We start from the raw sequence: 19,441 nt of genomic DNA, 5'->3' as shown, positions 1-19,441 counted from the left end.
CGCGCCAGGGTAGTGGCCATGCTTATTTCTTTTCCGCTTTGGCTTTCGCGACCAGCACGTCCATCACGGTGAGCGCCTGGGCGTTCAACTGCTCTTCGTTCTTGGCCGACTTGCTGCCCTGATCGGCTTGCGAAGGCGACGTGATGTAGCGGCCATCGATGGCGATCATGGGCCAGAACGTCACGTTATAGCCCTGCATCATGGCATCCGCACGGCGCACGCGGGCCGAAATGCCCATCGAACGGTAGGTGTCGATGAATTTCTGGCGGTCCACGCCCTGCTTGGCGACGAAGTCGAAGACGGCATCGTCGGTGTTCAGGCGGTTGCGTTCCACATGCATGGCGTGGAAGACGCTGGTGTGCAGCTTGTCGACCAGGCCCATGGCTTGCAGGGTGAAGAACAGCCGCTGCTGCGGCGCCACGCTTTCATCGCGCGACACGTGCACGCGCTTGAAGACGATGTTGTCGCCCTGTTTCTTGACCCAGGCCGCCAGTTGCGGCTCGAGCACGTTGCAATGCGGGCAGTAATAGGCGAAGAATTCCGTCACTTCGATTTTCTTGCCCGATTCCGTCGCCTGCGGCGTGGGCAGGGTTTCGTATTCGACGCCGTTCTTCGGGTCGGCCGGCGAGGCCGATGCGCCCATGGCGGCGGTGCACAGTGCGGCGGCGATCAGGATGTTCTTCAGAAAACGCATGCTGGTTCCTTATTTTTGGTTGCGGACGACGGCGACGTCGATGCCGTTTTCAGACAGTTTGGTGCGCGCGCGGTTCATCGCTTCGAGCTGGTTGAACGGCCCGATGCGCACGCGGTGCAGCACGCCGGCGTCGGTGCTGCGGTCGCTGATGGCCGCTTCGAAGCCGAGCAGCGCCAGTTTGCCGCGCGTGCTTTCGGCGTCCGACATGTCGTGGAAGGCGCCGGCCTGCAGATAATAAATCCATTTGTCGCTGGCTGCATCGGCCTTCGCCTCTTTCACGTCGGCCTTCGCTTGCGGCGCTGGCGCTGCCACCGGTGTTTTCGGCGCTGGCTTGTCTTTCAATGTACCGATCAATTCCTGCAGCGCGTCCGGCGGCGGCGCCTTCGGCTGCTGCGCGGGAGCTGGCGCCGGTGCTGCCGGCTGCGTCGGCGTGACGATCTCGCGTGGCTCCTTGGAGAAGTCGCGCGCCGCTTCCTTGGCCGCTTCCTTGTTGCCGTACATCGGCTTGTTCGGGTCGGCGATCTGGCCGGCCGTCGGTTCGGCCGATTTGCCGGCCTTGCCCGACTTGTCGGTGAACGGCGAGGCGCCCTTGGTGATCACCAGGGCGACCACGACGGCGATGCCCAGGCCGATGACCAGGCCGATGATGATGCCGACCAGGGTATTGCCCTGCTGGCGCCGGGACGAAGAGAAGCGGGAAACATGATTCATTGACTGTTTGACCTTCGCGATTACATTTTGTTTGGCGCGGACACGCCGATCAGTGCCAGGCCGTTGCGCAGTACCTGGCGCGCGGCGATGACGAGAGCCAGGCGGGCCATCTTGACGGCTTCGTCCTCGACCAGCACTTTTTCGGCGAAGTAGAAGCTGTGCAGGTTGGCGGCCAGGTCGCGCAGGTAGAAGGCGACTTGATGCGGTCCCAGTTCCGCTTGCGCGCGCGCCAGCATTTCCGGATAGGCGGCCAGGGTCGCCAGCAGGGTCGCTTCCGTCGGCGCCGTCAGGGGAGACAGGTCAACGCCGGCAACCGTGCTTTCATCGCCGCCCCAGTTTTCCAGGATGCGGCAGATGCGCGCATGCGCGTACTGCACGTAATAGACGGGGTTTTCATCGGTGGTTTTCAGCGCCACGTCGACGTCGAAGACGAATTCCGTGTCGGCCTTGCGCGAGATCAGGAAGAAGCGCACGGCGTCGCGGCCCTTGGCGATGTCGCCGCCGCCCGACCATTCGATCAGGTCGCGCACGGTCACGTAGGAGCCGGCGCGCTTCGAAATCTTGACTTCTTCGCCGTCTTTCATGACGGTGACCATCTTGTGCAGCACGTAGTCGGGGTAGCCTTGCGGGATGCCCATGTCGACGGCCTGCAGGCCGGCGCGCACGCGGGCGATGGTGCCGTGGTGGTCGCTGCCCTGGATATTGATGGCCTGCACGAAGCCGCGCTGCCATTTCACCAAGTGGTACGCGACGTCCGGCACGAAATACGTGTAGGTGCCGTCCGTCTTGCGCATCACGCGGTCCTTGTCGTCGCCGAAGTCGGTGGTGCGCAGCCACAGCGCGCCATCCTGCTCGTAGGTGTGGCCCGCCTTGATCAAGGTTTCGACGGCGTTATTGACCTTGCCGTCCGCGTACAGCGACGATTCCAGGTAGTAATTGTCGAACTTCACGCCGAACGCCTGCAAGTCGATGTCCTGCTCGTTGCGCAGGTAGGTGACGGCGAACGGGCGGATCGAGTCGATGTCTTCCACGTTGCCATTGGCCGTGGCAGGCTGGCCATCGCTGGCCGAGACGGTCTTGCCGGCCTTGAAGTCGTTGGCGATATCGGCGATGTAGTCGCCGTTGTAGGCGGACTCGGGCCATTCGGCGTCGCCCGGCTTGAAGCCGCGCGCGCGCGCCTGCACGGAGTTGGCCAGGGTCTGGATCTGCACGCCCGCGTCGTTATAGTAGAACTCGCGCGTCACTTTGTAGCCTTGCGCGTCGAACAGCGAGGACAGGGCGTCGCCCAGAGCCGCCTGGCGGCCGTGGCCCACGTGCAGCGGACCGGTCGGATTGGCCGAGACGAATTCCAGGATGACTTGCTTGCCGGCGCCTGCCGTGCTGCGGCCATAGCTGTCGGCTTCGCTCAAGATGGTTTTCACCACGGCCTGCTTGGCGGCGTTTGACACGCGCACGTTGATGAAGCCGGGACCGGCTATTTCCACTGCCTCGACCAGGCCCTTGCCGGCCGGGTTGGCCAGCACGGCCGTCACGATGGTTTGCGCCAGTTCGCGGGGATTCTGTTTCAGCTGCTTGGCCAGTTGCATGGCGATATTGCAGGCGACGTCGCCATGCGATGCATCGCGTGGTCGCTCGAGCACCACGGTAGGCTCGAGCGTAGTGCCGGCCAGGACGGGAGCGAGGGCGGCCTGGAACAGGGCGATGATTTCTTGTTTCTGTTGGGCGAGCATGAGCAGGATGGCGGTGGAACCGCGTTAAGAATGAATAGAATGAATCAAAAAGCAAAACGGACGGCAAGTACACAAGCCGCCCAGACTGCGTTAATTATACTGGTTTGCCGCCGGGAACAATACGCCAGCCGGCAGTGTTCCCGTGCCGGCGCGTTTCACGATATTATCAGGACAGCATGCCCATGTTGGTGCGCGAAAACATCAGCATGGTGCATTCTGCTTGTATATATGCAGTTTTTTGCCGCAATTTACAGGTATCGCTGCAATCGCTTGGGCCAGAGGGCGCCACAAACGCTACAATCGACCCTTTATTGATGACGCGCGGCCGCGACTTTGCCTCCATGCAGCCCGCCGCGCGCAGCCACACCGGATAACTATGAACAAGCGCCCCACGCTGAAATTGAAAACCAAGCCGGCGCCAGGCCAGGCTCCTGCCGTACCGAAATTGCGTCCCAGCTACCATCCCGATCTGAAACCGGTCTTGCAGCCAGGCTTCCAGCCCGATTTGCGCGCCGACTCGCTGGCATTTTGCCTGCTGGGCGCGGCCAATGCCGTAGCGCAAGTGCGCACGGGCACGGCCCTGCCGCAGGCGCTGGCCAAGGTGTTTACGCAATCGAACGCCAGCCCGCAGGCGCGCGGCGCCATCCAGGATATTTCCTACCGTACCATGCGCCAGCTGGGCCGCAGCGAAACCCTCGTCGGCCTGATGACGTCGAAGGCGCCTGAGCCGCCGATGCTGGCCGCCTTGCTGTGCTGCGCGCTGTCCTTGATGTCGGCCGAGCCGGGCGAGCAGCCATACGAAGAATTCACGGTGGTCGACCAGGCCGTCACGGTCGCCACGTCGCACCCTGACCTGGCGCACGCCAAGGGCATGGTCAACGCCGTCTTGCGCCGTTTCTTGCGCGAGCGCAAATCCTTGCTGGAAGCGGCCCTGCAGCAACCGTTGGCGCAATGGAATTATCCGCAGTGGTGGATCGACTCGCTGCGCCTGGCCTATCCGCGCGACTGGCAAGCCATTTTGACGGCCGGCAATGCCGTGCCGCCATTGACCTTGCGCGTGAACCGCCGCAAGAGCACGGTCGAAGCGTATCTGGCCGTGCTGGCGGAGGCGGGCATTGCCGCGCGCCAGGTGGGACCGTTCGCCGTGCGCCTGGACAAGCCGATCGGCGTGGCCCTGATCCCCGGCTTCGAGCAGGGCGTCGTCTCCGTGCAGGATGCTGGCGCGCAACTGGCCGCGCCGCTGCTGGACTTGCAGGACGGCATGCGCGTGCTCGATGCCTGCGCGGCGCCGGGCGGCAAGACCTGCCACATCCTGGAACTGGCCGACGTGCACGTGACCGCCATCGACGCGGACGCCAAGCGTTTGCCGCGCATCGCGGAAAACCTCGAGCGCCTGGGCCTGGACGCCACCTTGAAGGCGCAGGATGCGCAATCGAGCGCGTGGTGGGACGGCCAGCAGTACGACCGCATCCTGGCCGACGTGCCGTGCACGGCCTCGGGCATCGTGCGCCGCCATCCCGATATCCGCTGGTTGCGCCGCAAGGGTGACGCGTTCCAACTTGCAACACTTTCATCCAAAATTCTGGACAACCTGTGGCAGATGCTGCGCCCCGATGGTAAATTGCTGTTCGTGACATGTTCATTGTGGCCGCAGGAGTCCGAGGCACAGGCGGCGGCATTTGCGGTGCGCAATAATGCGACCCGATTGACAGCGCCTGGCCAGCTGTTGCCGACCGGCAGCGCGGAGCAGGACCACGACGGTTTGTTCTATGCGCTATTCCAAAAAAATGCGGCTTGAGCGATTCGTCGAACCTTATTCTACGGACTACACCGGCACACTTGTGACAACACGACTCTTCCGACTCCTGGCCCTGCTGCTGATGCTGGCATGTACCATGCCACGCGCGCATGCCGCCGATATGGTCGAGATCACCCGTGCCTACATCGAGTCTAGCGAAGAGGGCTACAAGCTGGCCGCCACATATTCCTTCGAGCTCAATCATGACCTCGATGATGCCGTGCAGCATGGCGTGCCGCTGTTTTTCACGACGGAAATCGAACTGACCCGGCCCCGCTGGTACTGGTTCGATGAAAAGGCCATCGTGGCGCGCCAGACCAGCCGGCTGTCGTACAACGTGCTCACGCGCCAGTACCACGTGTCGGGCGGCGGCTTGCAGCAAAGCTTTGCCACGCTCGACGATGCGCTGTTCCTGATCCGCCGTCCCAGCCGCTGGCTGGTGGCGCGGCGCGGCGAACTGAAAGTGGGGCAGACGTATAACGTCACCTTGCGCATGGGCATGGACCGCGACTACCTGCCCAAGCCGATACAGGTCAATGCCTTCAATAACAGCGACTGGCGCCTGGCTTCGAATAAAAAAACCTTTTTGTATACGGCGGAGTAGTGAGTCAAGCATTGCGCTATCTGCTGGTGGTGGGCGGCGGCATTGTCAGTATCCTGCTGTTCCTGCTGGCGTCGGCTTCCGACAACTCCGGCTTTTTCGACCGTTACTACACCTGGCTGCTGGGCCTGAACGCGGCCGTCGCCGTGTCCCTGCTGGCGCTGGTGGGCATTTCCCTGGCCCGCCTGTACGCGCGCTACAAGAGCGGCAAGTTCGGCTCCAAGCTGATGACTCGCCTGGTGATGCTGTTCGCCGCCGTCGGCATCCTGCCGGGCCTCGTGATTTTCCTTGTCTCCGTGCAATTCGTCTCCCACTCCATCGAATCCTGGTTCAACGTCAAGATCGAAGCGGCGCTGGAATCGGGGATTGAGCTGGGCCGTGCCGGCCTCGATGCGGCCCTGGTCGAGCTCGATCACCGGGGCCACAAGGCGGTCGAAGAAATGGGCGCCGACCCGGTGGCCGGCCCGGCCGTGCTGACCAGCCTGTTGCGCGAGGAGGGCATGCAAAACGCCATGCTCGTCAGCGGCGACGGCGTGCTGCTGGCCAGCGCGGGGCCGCACAGCGCGGCCGACTTGCCGACGCCGGCCATGCTGGTGCAGGCGGCCTCGCCGGCCGGCTATGCCTCGGCCGAAGGGGGCTTGGAATTGCACGACGATGGCACGGAGTCGGGCGGCGGCGGTTTCCGCTCAGGCCTGCCGGCGTCGCTGGAAACGGCGGCCAGCCTGCGCCTGCGCGTGCTGGTGGCCGTGCCGGGGCCGTCCGTGTCGCCCCGCTATCTGCAACTGCTGCAGGCGGTGCCGCCCAAGCTGGCGACGAATGGCGAAGTGCTGCGCGCCGCCTACAGCGAATACAAGGAACGTTTCGTCGCGCGCGTGGGTCTGCGCAAGATGTACATGGAAATCCTCACTTTGACCTTGCTGCTGGCCATCTTTGGCGCCATCGGCAGCGCTTTCCTGATCGCGGGCAACCTGGCTCAGCCCCTGCTGCTGCTGGCCGAAGGCACGCGCGCCGTGGCCGAAGGCGACCTGTCGCCGCGCCCCATCGTCGCCACCAAGGATGAACTGGGTACCCTGACGCAGTCGTTCAACATCATGACGCGCCAGTTGCTCGATGCGCGCACGGCCGTGGAAAGCAACCGCGCCGCGCTGCAAAACGCCAAGGCCCACCTGGAATCGGTGCTGGCGAACATGTCGGCCGGCGTGATGGTGCTCGACGGCGACTTCAAGCTGGTGACCTGCAATGAATCGGTCGAGCGCATCCTCCAGCATTCGGGCACGAGCATGGTGGGCCAGCCGCTGGCGCATATTGCTGGAATGGAAGAATTTGGCGGCGCCATCATCAGCGCCTTCACGGCGCAAAGCGCGCAATCGGCGTCGGGCCGCAACCAGCAGCGCCTGCACTGGCAGCGGCAGATCGAGATTCCGCGCCGCCTGGGCAGCAGTGCCGACGAGCATGACATCACCTTGCTGGCGCGCGGTTCGCGCCTGCCGCTGGAGTCCGGCAGCGGCTACATCGTCGTGTTCGATGATATTTCCGACGTCATTTCCGCACAGCGCTCGATCGCCTGGGGCGAGGTGGCACGCCGCCTCGCGCATGAAATCAAGAATCCGCTCACGCCGATCCAGCTGTCGGCCGAGCGCCTGCAGATGAAGCTCGAAGGCAAGCTGGAGCAGCCCGATGCGGACCTGCTCAGCCGCGCCACCACCACCATCGTCAAGCAGGTCGATGCGATGAAGCGCATGGTCGACGACTTCCGCGACTATGCGCGCACGCCGCCGGCCGTGCTCACGCCGCTGCGCTTGAACGAGCTGATCGAAGAGATACTGAACCTGTACTTGCGCGGCGACGATGGCGACATCATCCACCCGCTGCTGGCGCCGAATCTGCCGATGGTGATGGGTGATCCGACCCAGTTGCGCCAGGTGATTCACAACCTGCTGCAGAACGCGCAGGACGCCATGGCCGACCTGCCGCCGGACTCGCCGCATCCGCGGATTGACGTGAGGACGGAAGCAATTCATTATCGCAGTGCGGACGGCGGCGTGAATATCGCCGTGCGGCTGGCCATCACGGACAATGGTCCTGGTTTTGCACCCAAAATCCTGGCGCGCGCGTTCGAGCCGTATGTGACCTCGAAGGCCCGCGGCACGGGATTGGGCCTGGCGATGGTAAAGAAAATTATCGATGAACACGGCGGACGCATCGATATCGAGAACCGGGTCGACGGCAATGGCGCTTCGGTGGTCATTTTGCTGTTAAAGTTAGCTCCCGACACTCCTGCCCAGGAATTCCTGGCGTGAGGGTCTGGTTTAGTATTTAAAACACTAATAAAATCATAGTTGTCCGCCGCGTGCATCTTGTGCGCGACGGCCGGCGAAATGAGGAAGGCAAGACACGAATGGCAAACATACTCGTAGTGGATGATGAAATGGGTATCCGTGAGTTGCTCTCGGAAATTTTGGGCGACGAAGGACATGCTATCCAGCTAGCCGAAAATGCGCAGCAGGCGCGCGAAGCGCGTGCCGCCGGTGCGCCGGATCTGGTATTGCTGGATATCTGGATGCCCGACACCGATGGCGTCACCTTGCTCAAGGAGTGGCAGCGCGATGGATTGCTGACCATGCCGGTGATCATGATGTCGGGCCACGCCACCATCGATACGGCGGTCGAGGCGACGCGCATCGGTGCCATGAACTTCCTGGAAAAACCGATTGCCCTGCAAAAACTGCTGAAGGCGGTCCAGCAAGGCTTGACGCGGGCCCAGGAAACCGTGCGCGCGCCGAGCGTGGCGCCGCGTCCCGTGGCGCCCGTGGTGGCCGAGGAAAGCAGCCATCCCGTGCCCAGCTTTGGCGGCAGCGCGCCGCAACAGCTGATGGTGCGCCCAGGCATCGCCGTACCGGCGGTGGCCGAAGGCCATGGCTACAACCTGTCGTTCGACTTGCCGCTGCGCGAGGCGCGCGATGCGTTCGAACGCATGTATTTCGAACACCACCTGGGCCGCGAAGGCGGCAGCATGACCCGCGTGGCGGAAAAAACGGGCCTGGAACGCACCCATCTGTACCGCAAGCTGAAACAGCTGGGCGTTGAACCGGGCAAGCTGGCCAAGAAAGGCCTGTGACGTCAGCCGTACGGCGTCCGACGCCGCTGACCCTGGTCAGCGGTGGTCGCGCCGCCGAGCGCGAGGCGGCCATCGCGCAAGCCTTGCAGCCTGGCCACGCGACTGCCGTGATCCTCGAGGGGCTCGCCGACGGCAACGCCATCCTGGCCGACCTGGCCGAAGAAATTTCCCCTTCCTCATCGTTTCCATTGCAACTGTTGCGCATCGCGCCCGGTTGCCTGTGCTGCAGCGGCAATCTCGTATTGCGTGTAACATTAAATCGTCTGCTGCGCCATCCACCCGCGCGCCTGTTCATCAGCCTGGCCGACGCCTCGCATATCGAACAGCTACGCACCTGGCTGACCGCCAGTCCCTACGATGTCCTGCTGGCGCTGGAAGCAGACTTGATTGTTTCTTCAACGTAGCTTCCTGATCGTCTTACCGCAGTTGCAGTTTGCATCTCGTTACAACTCTGTAGCCCGCAGGGTGGCATTGCCGCTTGAAATGGCGGCGTGGGAACCCCACCTCTGTCCTGAAACCGCAAGAGTTTCTCTTGCTTGAGCGAAGGATGCAAAATGAACCTGATCTATAACAGCGAACAATATAGCGTCGTGGAATTCGGCGTCGATGGCGACCTGGAAGCCCTGCGCTTTGGCGGCTATGAAATCGTCGACAAGGGGGGCAAGCGGGAAACGTTTATCGCCGGTATCCTTGCGCAAAACTTCCGCCGCGACGTCACGGAATTGATCGCCAGCGAACCGAGCATGGAAGAGATCGATGAATTCTTGGGCAGCTACGATTCCCTCATGAGCCAGCCCGTCCTGTTGCACTGATGTGATGGCCATCGCCGCCATACCAATCCGCCAGACGGCGTGGTATGGTGGCCGTGTTATCCAGCTGCAAACAGACCATGTGCCAACTTCTCGGAATGAATTGCAATGTCCCCACGGACATTGTCTTTAGTTTTACCGGCTTCGCCATGCGCGGCGGCCATACCGATACCCACCATGATGGCTGGGGCATCGCCTTTTTCGAGGGCGCCGGCGTGCGCCATTTTGTCGACCATCAGGCGGCCATCGCCTCGCCCGTGGCCGAACTGATCAAACGCTACCCGATCAAGTCGCGCAATGTCATCGCGCATATCCGCAAGGCCACGCAAGGCCAGGTGGCGCTGGAAAACTGCCACCCCTTCGTGCGCGAACTGTGGGGCCGCTACTGGGTCTTTGCCCACAATGGCGATTTGAAGGATTTCAACCCCGTGCTGACGGGCAGTTACCGTCCCGTCGGCTGCACCGACAGCGAACGGGCTTTCTGCTACCTGCTGCAGGAATTGCACGCGCGCTTTGGCGACGCCCCGCCGGCTTTGCCGCAGCTGCATGCGGCGCTGGCGGACTTGTTGCCCGGCATCGCGGCCCACGGCACGTTCAACATGATGCTGTCGAGCGGCGAGGCGCTGTTTGCCCATTGCTCGACCAGCTTGCACTATCTGGTGCGACAACATCCGTTTCCAACTGCTAAACTCTCCGATGAAGACCTGAGCGTGGACTTTTCCCAGGTGACGACGCCCCAGGACAGAGTGGCCGTGATCGTTACCCAGCCGCTGACGACGAATGAACAATGGACGGCGTTTGTGCCCGGCGAATTGAAATTATTTGTCGACGGGATGGTGCAAGACACGCCAGTGGCCTAATTTGTTGACGACAATACGCTGGATTGCTGCCAAAATACCCACAGCGCGGGCGGAATTCAGCTAAAGTATTGTCAATAGTGAACCTTGATGCGGGCGCGGCGCGGCCGGTGTCACTCGACGTGATTGATGAAGAGTTAATGATCGATATTTCCAGCAACGACATCACCCCGAAACCCTTGCGCGTGCGCGAGTTCTATCTGGGTCGACAACCTATCCTCGACCGCAACCAGGCCCTGTTCGGCTATGAGTTGCTATTCCGCAACGCTCCGGTCGGCCCCGCCAACATTACCAGCGACCTGTCCGCCACGGCGTCCGTCATCGCCCACGCTTCCCAACTGGGCATGGAAAAGGTCATCGGCGACGCGCTCGGTTTCGTCAACGTCGATGCCGACGTGATCATGAGCGACATCTTCGTCTTCCTGCCGCGTGAAAAAGTCGTGCTGGAAATCGTCGAATCGATGCCCGTCACGCCGGAAGTGCGCGCGCGCATCAGCGAACTGGTGGGCCATGGCTTCACCTTCGCGCTGGAAAACGTCGTCTCCGATACGGCGCAAGTGCAGGAACTGTTGCCGCTGGTGCAGTACGTCAAGATGGACATGAGCACGGTCGACCCGAAAGTGCTGGCGGCGCTGGCGCCCCGTTTCAAGCGGGAAAACAAGAAACTGGTGGCGGAAAAGGTCGAGACGCGCGAAGAATTCAAGTCGGGCCTGGACCTGGGCTTCGATTACTTCCAAGGTTATTACTTTGCCAAGCCCGCCATCATGACGGGCAAGAAGTTGTCGCCGTCGCAACTGGCCGTCATGGAACTGATGACCCTGGTGACGTCGGACGCCGACAACATGGATATCGAGCGCGCCATCAAGCGCGACGTGTCGCTGGCCCTGAACCTGCTGCGCCTGGTCAATACGCCGGCCGTGGGCGCGCGCCAGCGCATCGATTCGCTGAGCCAGGCCGTCACCGTACTGGGCCGCCGCCAATTGCAGCGCTGGCTGCAAATCATGCTGTACGCGGAGCCAAGCAAGCGCGGCCATAGCATGACGCCGCTGCTGATGCTGGCCACCACGCGCGGCCGTTTGCTCGAATTGCTCGCGCATAAACTGCGCCCCAACCACGCCCACTCGGCCGATATCGCCTTTACGGTCGGCATCATGTCACTGATGGATACCCTGTTCGGCGTGCCGATGTCGGAAATCCTCAGCCAGATCGAAGTGATCGACGAAGTGGCTGAAGCGCTGCTGTCGCGCGAGGGATTCTACGGCGACCTGCTGCGCCTGGCTGAATGCATCGAGCGCATCGAAGACATGGAAGGCGAGATCGTGCCAACCCTGCGCGACCTGGCCATGTCGCCGGACGACTTGGTGGAGCTGGAAATGGCCGCCTATGAGTGGAGCGATAACGTCGTCCGCTACGCACTGTAGGTCGGATTAGCGCGGCCGCCAGGCCACGCGTAATCCGACAACATTGTTGGCGATGACTGTGGTGTCGGATTACGCGCAAGCGCTAATCCGACCTACGCGACCCGTCAAAAAACAGCCCTGCACGGCGCCGCCGTAGCAGGGCTTTTTTACGCCGCTACGCTGCCGCCCCGGGCCAGTGCTTGTGCAGCTCGGGGTCGGTGCGCAGTTCCCACAGGGCCAGCACGACGACGGCGATACCGACGAGCAGTTCGTTCCACATGACGACGGGCTGATCGGCCAGGCGCAGGATCCACGGCGAGGCGGCGACCCACACGCCGACAAGCAGGTTGACGACGACGGCCCAGAAATAGGTCTTGTACAGGTCGAAGGCGGCCAGCACGGCGATCACCAGGCCCGAGACAAGGGCGTTGATCATCTGCGGCGAGCCTTCGGGATAGGAAAAGGCCCAGGGCGAGACGACCAGCCATAGGCCCAGCAACAGGATCACTTGGTCCTGCCAGCGTTTCAGTTTGAAGTTGGTTGCCATATATCCTCCTTAGCCAGTCAGGGAACGGGCCGGAGCGGGCATGCAGCATGCCGGCCGGCATACTGCGTTAGTGCGCTGCGGCGCGCAGAAAGTTCCGCGCGCCTTGTGCTTAAATTATGACAGATTGGGCGCCAGCCAGCGTTCCACGTCCTCGATATTGGCGCCACGGCGTTTGGCCATGTCTTCCACCTGGTCCATGCCGATCTTGCCGACGACGAAGTATTTCGACTCCGGGTGGGCAAAATAGAAGCCGGACACGGCCGCGCCGGGGAACATCGCATACGATTCCGTCAGCTGCATGCCGATTTCCTCGGCCTGCATGACCTCGAACATCTGTTTCTTGACCGTGTGCTCGGGGCAGGCCGGGTAGCCGGGCGCCGGGCGGATGCCCACATATTTCTCGGCGATCATGTCGTCGTTGCCCAGGTGCTCGTCCGGCACATAGCCCCACAAATCCTTGCGCACACGCTCGTGCAGGTATTCGGCAAAGGCCTCGGCCAGGCGGTCCGCCAGCGATTTGAGCATGATGGACGAGTAATCGTCGTGCGCATCCTCGAAGCGCTTTTCGTACTTTTCAATGCCCAGGCCGGACGTGACGGCGAACATGCCGATGTAATCCTTCACGCCCGATGCTTTCGGCGCAATGAAGTCGGCCAGGCACTGGTTTGGACGCTGCACGCCGTCGACCACGGGTTTGACGCCTTGCTGACGCATGCCGTAGTACGTAAATGCCACGGTACTGCGCGTATCGTCCGTGTACACCTCGATATCGTCGTCATTGACGCTGTTCGCTGGCAGCAAGGACACGACGCCGTTGGCCGTCAGCCAGCGCCCATCGATGAGTTTTTTCAGCAAGGCCTGGCCTTCCGCGTACACCTTGGTGGCCGCGTCGCCCACCACTTCATCGGTCAAAATGGCGGGGAAGGGGCCGGCCAGGTCCCAGGTCTGGAAGAACGGGCCCCAGTCGATGTAGTTGGCCAGGGTGGCCAGGTCGACATTTTTAAAGACGCGCCGGCCGATGAACTTCGGTTTCACGGGTGTGCAGGCGCCGTCGAACGGCACGACCATGCGGTTGGCGCGCGCTTGCGCCAGCGGCAGGATGGGCAGCGCCTTCTTGTTGGCGTGCTGCTCGCGGATGCGTGCATAGTCGAGTTCGATGTCTTCCACGTATTTTTCGCGCTGCTCCGGCGTCAGCAACGATTGCGCGACGGACACGGAACGCGAGGCGTCCGGCACGTAGATCACGGGGCCTTCGTAGTTGTGCGCGATTTTCACGGCCGTGTGGGCGCGGCTGGTGGTAGCGCCGCCGATCAGCAGGGGAATCTTGAGCATGCGGAAATGTTCGTCACGCTGCATTTCCTTGGCGACGTACGCCATTTCTTCCAGCGATGGCGTGATCAGTCCCGAGAGACCGATGATGTCCGCGTTTTCCACCTTGGCGCGAGCGAGGATTTCCGAGCACGGCACCATCACGCCCATGTTCACCACTTCGAAGTTATTGCACTGCAGAACGACGGTGACGATGTTCTTGCCGATGTCATGCACATCGCCTTTGACGGTCGCCATGATGATCTTGCCTTTCGGCTTGGCGACGATGCCCGTGCGCTTTTCTTCCAGCAGCTTTTCTTCCTCGATGAACGGAATCAAATGGGCCACGGCCTGTTTCATCACGCGCGCCGATTTCACCACTTGCGGCAGGAACATCTTGCCTTGGCCAAACAGGTCGCCGACCACGTCCATGCCGGCCATCAAGGGGCCCTCGATCACGTGGATGGGGCGTCCGCCATTGTGCAGCAGTTCCTGGCGCGCTTCTTCCGTGTCTTCCACAATGAATTGCGTGATGCCGTGCACCAGCGCGTGCGACAGGCGCTCCTGTACCGTGCCTTCGCGCCAGGCCAGGGTTTGCGCTTCGGCCTTGCCGCCTGCCTTCAGGGTGCCGGCAAACTCGATCATGCGTTCAGTCGAATCTTCGCGGCGGTTCAGCACCACGTCTTCCACGCGCTCGCGCAGTTCCGGGTCGAGGTTGTCGTACACGCCGACCATGCCGGCGTTGACGATGCCCATGGTCATGCCGGCTTTGATGGCGTGGTACAGGAAAACCGTATGGATGGCTTCGCGGGCTGGATCGTTGCCGCGGAAACTGAAGGACACGTTTGACACGCCGCCTGAGATCTTCGCGTACGGTAGGTTTTCCTTGATCCAGCGCGTGGCGTTGATGAAGTCGACGGCGTAGTTGTTGTGCTCTTCGATGCCGGTGGCGACGGCAAAGATGTTCGGATCGAAAATGATGTCTTCGGGCGGGAAGTCCAGCGCATCGATCAGCAGGTGGTAGGCGCGCGCGCAAATTTCGATCTTGCGCTCGAAGGTGTCGGCTTGCCCCTTTTCATCGAAAGCCATGACGATGACGGCCGCGCCGTAGCGGCGGCACAGTTTCGCCTGGCGCAGGAATTCCTCTTCGCCTTCCTTCATGGAAATCGAATTGACGATGGCCTTGCCTTGCACGCATTTGAGGCCCGCTTCGATGACCGACCATTTCGACGAGTCGACCATGATGGGCACGCGCGAAATATCGGGTTCCGAGGCGATCAGGTTCAAAAAGCGCGTCATGGCGGCCAGCGAATCGAGCATCGCTTCGTCCATGTTGATGTCGATCACCTGTGCGCCATTTTCCACCTGCTGGCGGGCAACGGACAGCGCTTCGTCGTATTGCTCGTTGAGGATCATGCGCGCGAACGCCTTCGAGCCCGTGACGTTGGTGCGCTCGCCCACGTTGACAAACAGCGACGCGTCATTGACGACGAACGGTTCCAGGCCGGCAAGGCGCAGGTCGTGCGATGGGGCCGGCACGGCGCGCGGCGTGTTTTTCGACAGCAATTGGCCGATGGCGGCGATGTGCTCGGGCGTGGTGCCGCAGCAGCCGCCCGCCATGTTCAAGAAGCCCGCGTCGGCAAATTCACGCAGCAGGGCGGACGTGTCGGCTGGCAACTCGTCGAAACCCGTGTCGCTCATGGGGTTGGGCAAGCCCGCGTTCGGGTAGATGCACACGAAGGTGTCGGCGATCTTGGCCAGCTCTTCCGCATACGGACGCATCAGGGCGGCGCCCAGCGCGCAGTTCAGGCCGATGGTCAGCGGTTTCGCGTGGCGCACGGAATTCCAGAAGGCGGGCACGGTCTGGCCTGACAAAATGCGTCCCGACGCGTCCGTGACGGTGCCGGAAATCATCAGGGGCAGGCGCACGACAGTCGGGTTTTGCTCGTAGAACAGGTCGATGGCGAACAGGGCCGCCTTGCAGTTCAAGGTATCGAAAATGGTTTCCACCAGCAGCACGTCGGCGCCGCCTTCCACCAGGCCCTGCGTCTGCTGCAGGTAGGCGGCCACCAATTGGTCGAAGGTGACGTTGCGCGCGGCCGGGTCGTTCACGTCGGGCGAGATCGACGCCGTCTTTGGCGTCGGTCCCAGGGCACCGGCGACGAAGCGCGGTTTGTCCGGCGTGGAATATTTGTCGCAGGCGGCACGCGCCAGCTTGGCCGCCTGGACGTTCATTTCATAGGCCAGGTGGGCCATGTGGTAATCGTCTTGCGCGATGGTCGTGGCGCCGAAGGTATTCGTTTCGATCAGGTCGGCGCCGGCCGCCAGGTAGCGCTCGTGGATTTCCTGGATGATGTGCGGCTGCGTCAGGGTCAGCAGCTCATTGTTGCCCTTGACGAACAGCTCGCGCGCGCCACTGTCGGCCGGCGCGGCGAAATCGATGAAGCGGCCGGCGGGACCGCCACGGTACGCTTCTTCGTCGAGCTTGTATTGCTGGATGATCGTGCCCATGGCGCCGTCGAGGATCATGATCCGCTGCGCCAGGATGGCGCGCAAGGTGGCTTCGGTCGGGGACATGGCGGGGATCACGGTATCGTTCATTTCATGCTTTCAATAGGCAAACGGGCGGCGGCGCGGCGACAAGACTGTATGAGGCGGTTGCGGGCCAGCAGGATCAGCTGACGGAGTGTGCCGGCCGGGTAGGGCAGGCAGAAGGTGGCAATCGCCTGATTTCACCGGGGTCTAAAATTATACGGCATCAGGCTGCTTTGGTTTTAAGCAAAAGCGGCTGTTCGCCCCATAGCAGGCCAGGTTGCAACACATTGCAACACATCGGCTTGCGCCGCGCCTGCTTCTGAAAATTACATTCCTGAAAATCTTACTCAAAACGTTAATTCTTCCGCCAAACTTGGCAGGAAGGCACGGCGTCTAGGCTGTGGAAAAATTTCCACATTATTTGCGCGCTGTCAGAATCTTTTTAATGAATTGAATGGCAATAGCTGCAAAGGAAAATAATTTTGATTTAAGACAAGACAGAGTGAAGCGAATAATTCTTAGAATAAATCTTTCCAAGTCGATACTTTAACTATTATCAAAACCAATTGAATCAAAAGCATTAATAGTTGTCCTTGGGAATCGAATTAACCCATAATATGGGTTCTTCGAAATTACATTCTCACCAAAAGTCACCAATATGTCACATTTCTCCCGTGTCCTCCCCGGCATCGCGCTGCACCAACATGGTTGCCAGCCATGAAAAACCATCTGCTTGTAGCATTGTTTGTCGTGCTGGGCCTGTCCGCTTGCGGCGGAGGCGGCGGTGGCGGTGGTGACACGGTGGTGGCGACCACCTCGGGTACGCCAGTGCTGGTTCCTGCCGTGACGGCCGTCTCGGCGGCGAATGTCGCCGTGGGTGGCAGCTTGGTGGTGACGGGCACGAATCTGAGCCGCGTGACGGCTTTTCAGGTGGGCGGCGTGAACGTTGCCGCCAGCGCCAGCAGCGACAGCAGCGTAACCCTGGCCATGCCGGGCGTGCCCGTTACGGGCGCCTTGAGCCTGGTCAGCGCCAGCGGCACGGCGACCACCAGCTATAACGTGAACGTGTACCTGCCGCTGAGCGTGAGCAGTGTCGCACCGGCAACGGGCGGCGTCGGTTCCAGCGTGACGATCGCGGGCGGCGGCATGGGCGCCGTGACGGCGGTGCAGTTCGGCAATGGCGCGGCGGCAACGCCGCAAAGCCAGACGGCCGGCAGCGTGACGGTGGTGGTGCCTGCGGGCGCGGCGACAGGTGCGCTGACGGTGCGCGGTCCCTACAACGATGTGGCCAGCAGCGACACGTATACAGTCTTGGCAAACGTGGCAGTGACGTCGATCGCGTCGGCCGTCAACGGCGCGACCTTGTCGGTGACGCTGCAGGGCAGCAATCTCGACCAGGTCAGTTCGGCCACGGTGGGCAGTACGCCAGCCGCCATCGTCAGCGCCAGTGCCAGCCAGCTGGTGCTGTCCGCGCCAGCGTCGGCAACGGGCAGCGTGATGCTGTCGGCCGCTTCGCGCATCGCCGTGAATGCGGGCACGGTGTCGGCCTTTACCTTGGGCAGCATTGATTTCGCGCAGGTACTGAATTTGAATGCCAGCGATGCAGCCTTGCGCCTGACGCGCGGCAAGCCGGCCGCCGTGCGCGTGTCCGTGCTGGCCACGCAAACAGGCCAGGCCAGCCCGGCCGTGACCTTGAATGCTACGGCTGCCAATGGCAGCAACCTGGGCAGCATCACCATGAGCGGCCCGTCGGTCTTGCCGACGTCGAAAAGCGATTACAGTTTCAACGGCAATTTCAGCGCCATCCTGCCGTCCGGCTGGGTTCTGCCTGGCGTGCGCGTGCGCGTGACGGCCGTGGGCAATGACGGCGTGCAAGTGAGTCAGGAAGCGGCGCCCGTGGTGGCCAGCCTGGCCAGGATCCGTCTGGTGCTGGTACCGTTGAGCACCGATGATGGCGTGGCGCAACTGCCTGACGCCGAGGTGATCCGTGCCGCGCTGCTGCGCGTGTATCCGTATGCGGCGGAAAATATCAGCATCACCACGCGCGCGGCGCTGAGCATGCCTGGCAGCAGCACGGCCGACAGCTGGTGGAGCGATACCCTGGGCAAGCTGGAAAACCAGCGCGCACTGGAAGACCGCGGCGCCTATTATTATGGTTTCGTGCCGAAAATGTCCTCCACGCGCGCCGCCGGCCTGGCCTACATCAACCAGCGCAGCAGCGGCAACGACTTCACGTCGGCCATCGGCCTGGACGCCCGGTTCAACAGCATTGCCTCCGTCGATCCATTCGGCAATCAATGGCCTGAATGGCTGACTACGCTGGTGCATGAGCTGGGTCACAACCACTCGTTGCAGCACGTTGCCTGTGGCGGTCCGTCCGGTGCCGCTGCCGACTACCCGTATGCGAATGGCGATCTGGGTCCGCAACCGCTGTACAACAGCAGCTATGCGGGCAGCATTGGCCAGTTGAGCAAGGCAGTCTATGGCAGCACGCCGATGAAAGACGTGATGAGCTATTGCAGCGGCGCCTGGTTCTCCGACTACAGCTATGTGCGCGTACAGCAATTCCTGGAGAAGCGCAGCACGCAGGTTACTGGCAGCAATGTGGTGGCCGCCAGCATGTCCGTGGCCGAGAATGGCTATCTGACGATTTCCGGCCGTATCACGCCATCTGGCGTGGGGCTGCGTCCCGCCGTTGCCTCGTCGGTGCGCATCGGCGCAGCGGCCAGCGGCAGCGGCCATGCTTATACCTTGCGCGTGCTGACGGCGTTGGGACAGACTATCGACTTGCCCTTCGATGCCGTCTCCGTGGCCGACCATGGCGGCAACGCCATGAGCCATTTCCGCGTCAGCTTCGCCAACCCGGGCGACATCAGCGACGTGCAAGTGCTGGCAAATGGCAAGGCTTTGGCCAAGTTGGAGCGCCCGGCGCGCCGCAGCAAGGTCGCCGCCAACGATGCCACGTTCGATGCGGTACAAAGCGGCGGCAAGCTGGCGCTGGTCTGGAATGCCGAGGCGGAACCGTACGCCGCCGTGCTGCACGTCGCCGCCGATGGCCGCAAGACGGTGGTCGCCAGTGACTTGACCGGTGGCAAAGCCAGCGTCGACGTCAGCGCCTTGCCGGCCGGTGGCCGCTTCGAGGTCAGCCTGTCGTCGTCCGTGGGCGCACGCCTGATGAAGGTGCAGCGCCGCTAAGCAAGGGCGGTCGATGCAACAAGGGCTTGCCGCGGCAAGCCCTTTTTTTATGCGCGCAGGCATTGGTGCATAAACTGCACAGATCCTGTGCCTGGCGGGGGCTGCCGTTTTATCTCCCGCCTGCCTAGAATGGGGCTT

At 62.1% G+C, this 19,441-nt stretch carries 14 protein-coding genes; 9 read left to right on the top strand and 5 right to left on the bottom strand.

Going from position 1 to position 19,441, the window contains the following annotated elements; all coding sequences use genetic code 11:
* Window positions 1-22: 22 nt before the first annotated feature.
* From KO538_RS25345 to argS, 3 genes are read right to left on the bottom strand one after another with little or no spacing between them, the layout of a single operon-like run.
* Window positions 23-694, bottom strand: coding sequence for a thiol:disulfide interchange protein DsbA/DsbL (locus tag KO538_RS25345; protein ID WP_034749335.1), 672 nt, complete (start codon window positions 692-694; stop codon window positions 23-25).
* 9 nt (window positions 695-703) lie between these two features.
* On the bottom strand, window positions 704-1,405 hold the full coding sequence (locus tag KO538_RS25340; protein ID WP_070301610.1) for an SPOR domain-containing protein: 702 nt from the start codon (window positions 1,403-1,405) through the stop codon (window positions 704-706).
* Window positions 1,406-1,425: 20 nt separating this feature from the next.
* A complete protein-coding gene (gene argS, locus KO538_RS25335; protein WP_219330030.1) occupies window positions 1,426-3,135 on the bottom strand; it encodes an arginine--tRNA ligase in 1,710 nt (569 codons plus the stop codon).
* A 376-nt stretch (window positions 3,136-3,511) separates the two neighbouring features.
* On the opposite strand from argS, the gene rsmB reads away from it, so the two are divergent.
* The 8 genes from rsmB (at window position 3,512) to KO538_RS25295 (ending at window position 11,739) form a co-directional block, all read left to right on the top strand.
* Entirely contained in the window at window positions 3,512-4,933 is a 1,422-nt protein-coding gene (gene rsmB / locus KO538_RS25330) for a 16S rRNA (cytosine(967)-C(5))-methyltransferase RsmB (RefSeq protein WP_219330029.1), read from the top strand.
* A 97-nt stretch (window positions 4,934-5,030) separates the two neighbouring features.
* Window positions 5,031-5,537, top strand: a complete 507-nt coding sequence (locus tag KO538_RS25325; RefSeq protein ID WP_235194189.1) for a DUF4390 domain-containing protein — start codon at window positions 5,031-5,033, stop codon at window positions 5,535-5,537.
* Complete coding sequence (locus KO538_RS25320) at window positions 5,537-7,834, top strand: ATP-binding protein (RefSeq protein ID WP_219330028.1); 2,298 nt, start codon at window positions 5,537-5,539, stop codon at window positions 7,832-7,834. The genes KO538_RS25325 and KO538_RS25320 overlap by 1 nt, the downstream gene beginning before the upstream one ends.
* 98 nt (window positions 7,835-7,932) lie before the next feature.
* On the top strand, window positions 7,933-8,652 hold the full coding sequence (locus KO538_RS25315) for a response regulator (RefSeq protein WP_034749318.1): 720 nt from the start codon (window positions 7,933-7,935) through the stop codon (window positions 8,650-8,652).
* On the top strand, window positions 8,649-9,056 hold the full coding sequence (locus tag KO538_RS25310) for a GTPase (RefSeq protein WP_034749315.1): 408 nt from the start codon (window positions 8,649-8,651) through the stop codon (window positions 9,054-9,056). Before KO538_RS25315 ends, KO538_RS25310 begins: the two co-directional genes overlap by 4 nt.
* 150 nt (window positions 9,057-9,206) lie before the next feature.
* Complete coding sequence (locus tag KO538_RS25305) at window positions 9,207-9,464, top strand: DUF3567 domain-containing protein (protein WP_034749313.1); 258 nt, start codon at window positions 9,207-9,209, stop codon at window positions 9,462-9,464.
* Between the two features lie 77 nt (window positions 9,465-9,541).
* Window positions 9,542-10,321 carry a class II glutamine amidotransferase gene (locus KO538_RS25300; RefSeq protein ID WP_219330027.1) on the top strand — a complete coding sequence of 260 codons (780 nt, stop codon included), beginning with the start codon at window positions 9,542-9,544 and terminating at the stop codon, window positions 10,319-10,321.
* Window positions 10,322-10,458: 137 nt separating this feature from the next.
* On the top strand, window positions 10,459-11,739 hold the full coding sequence (locus tag KO538_RS25295; protein WP_034749309.1) for an EAL and HDOD domain-containing protein: 1,281 nt from the start codon (window positions 10,459-10,461) through the stop codon (window positions 11,737-11,739).
* 154 nt (window positions 11,740-11,893) lie between these two features.
* Here the strand turns inward: KO538_RS25295 and KO538_RS25290 are convergent, their stop codons facing one another.
* Together KO538_RS25290 and metH are read right to left on the bottom strand one after the other, a co-directional pair.
* A complete protein-coding gene (locus tag KO538_RS25290) occupies window positions 11,894-12,265 on the bottom strand; it encodes an SPW repeat protein (RefSeq protein ID WP_051990989.1) in 372 nt (123 codons plus the stop codon).
* 114 nt (window positions 12,266-12,379) lie between these two features.
* Window positions 12,380-16,174, bottom strand: coding sequence for a methionine synthase (metH, locus tag KO538_RS25285; protein WP_257620572.1), 3,795 nt, complete (start codon window positions 16,172-16,174; stop codon window positions 12,380-12,382).
* 651 nt (window positions 16,175-16,825) lie between these two features.
* Here metH and KO538_RS25280 point away from each other — a divergent pair.
* Window positions 16,826-19,303, top strand: coding sequence for an IPT/TIG domain-containing protein (locus KO538_RS25280; RefSeq protein WP_219330026.1), 2,478 nt, complete (start codon window positions 16,826-16,828; stop codon window positions 19,301-19,303).
* Window positions 19,304-19,441 lie beyond the last annotated feature (138 nt).

Origin of the sequence: Janthinobacterium sp. NKUCC08_JDC (assembly GCF_019345575.1) — a bacterium.
Classification (GTDB): Bacteria; Pseudomonadota; Gammaproteobacteria; order Burkholderiales; family Burkholderiaceae_D; genus Janthinobacterium; species Janthinobacterium aestuarii.
Note: the sequence above shows the minus strand (reverse complement) of the source record. Positions and strands in the feature narration are given on the sequence as shown.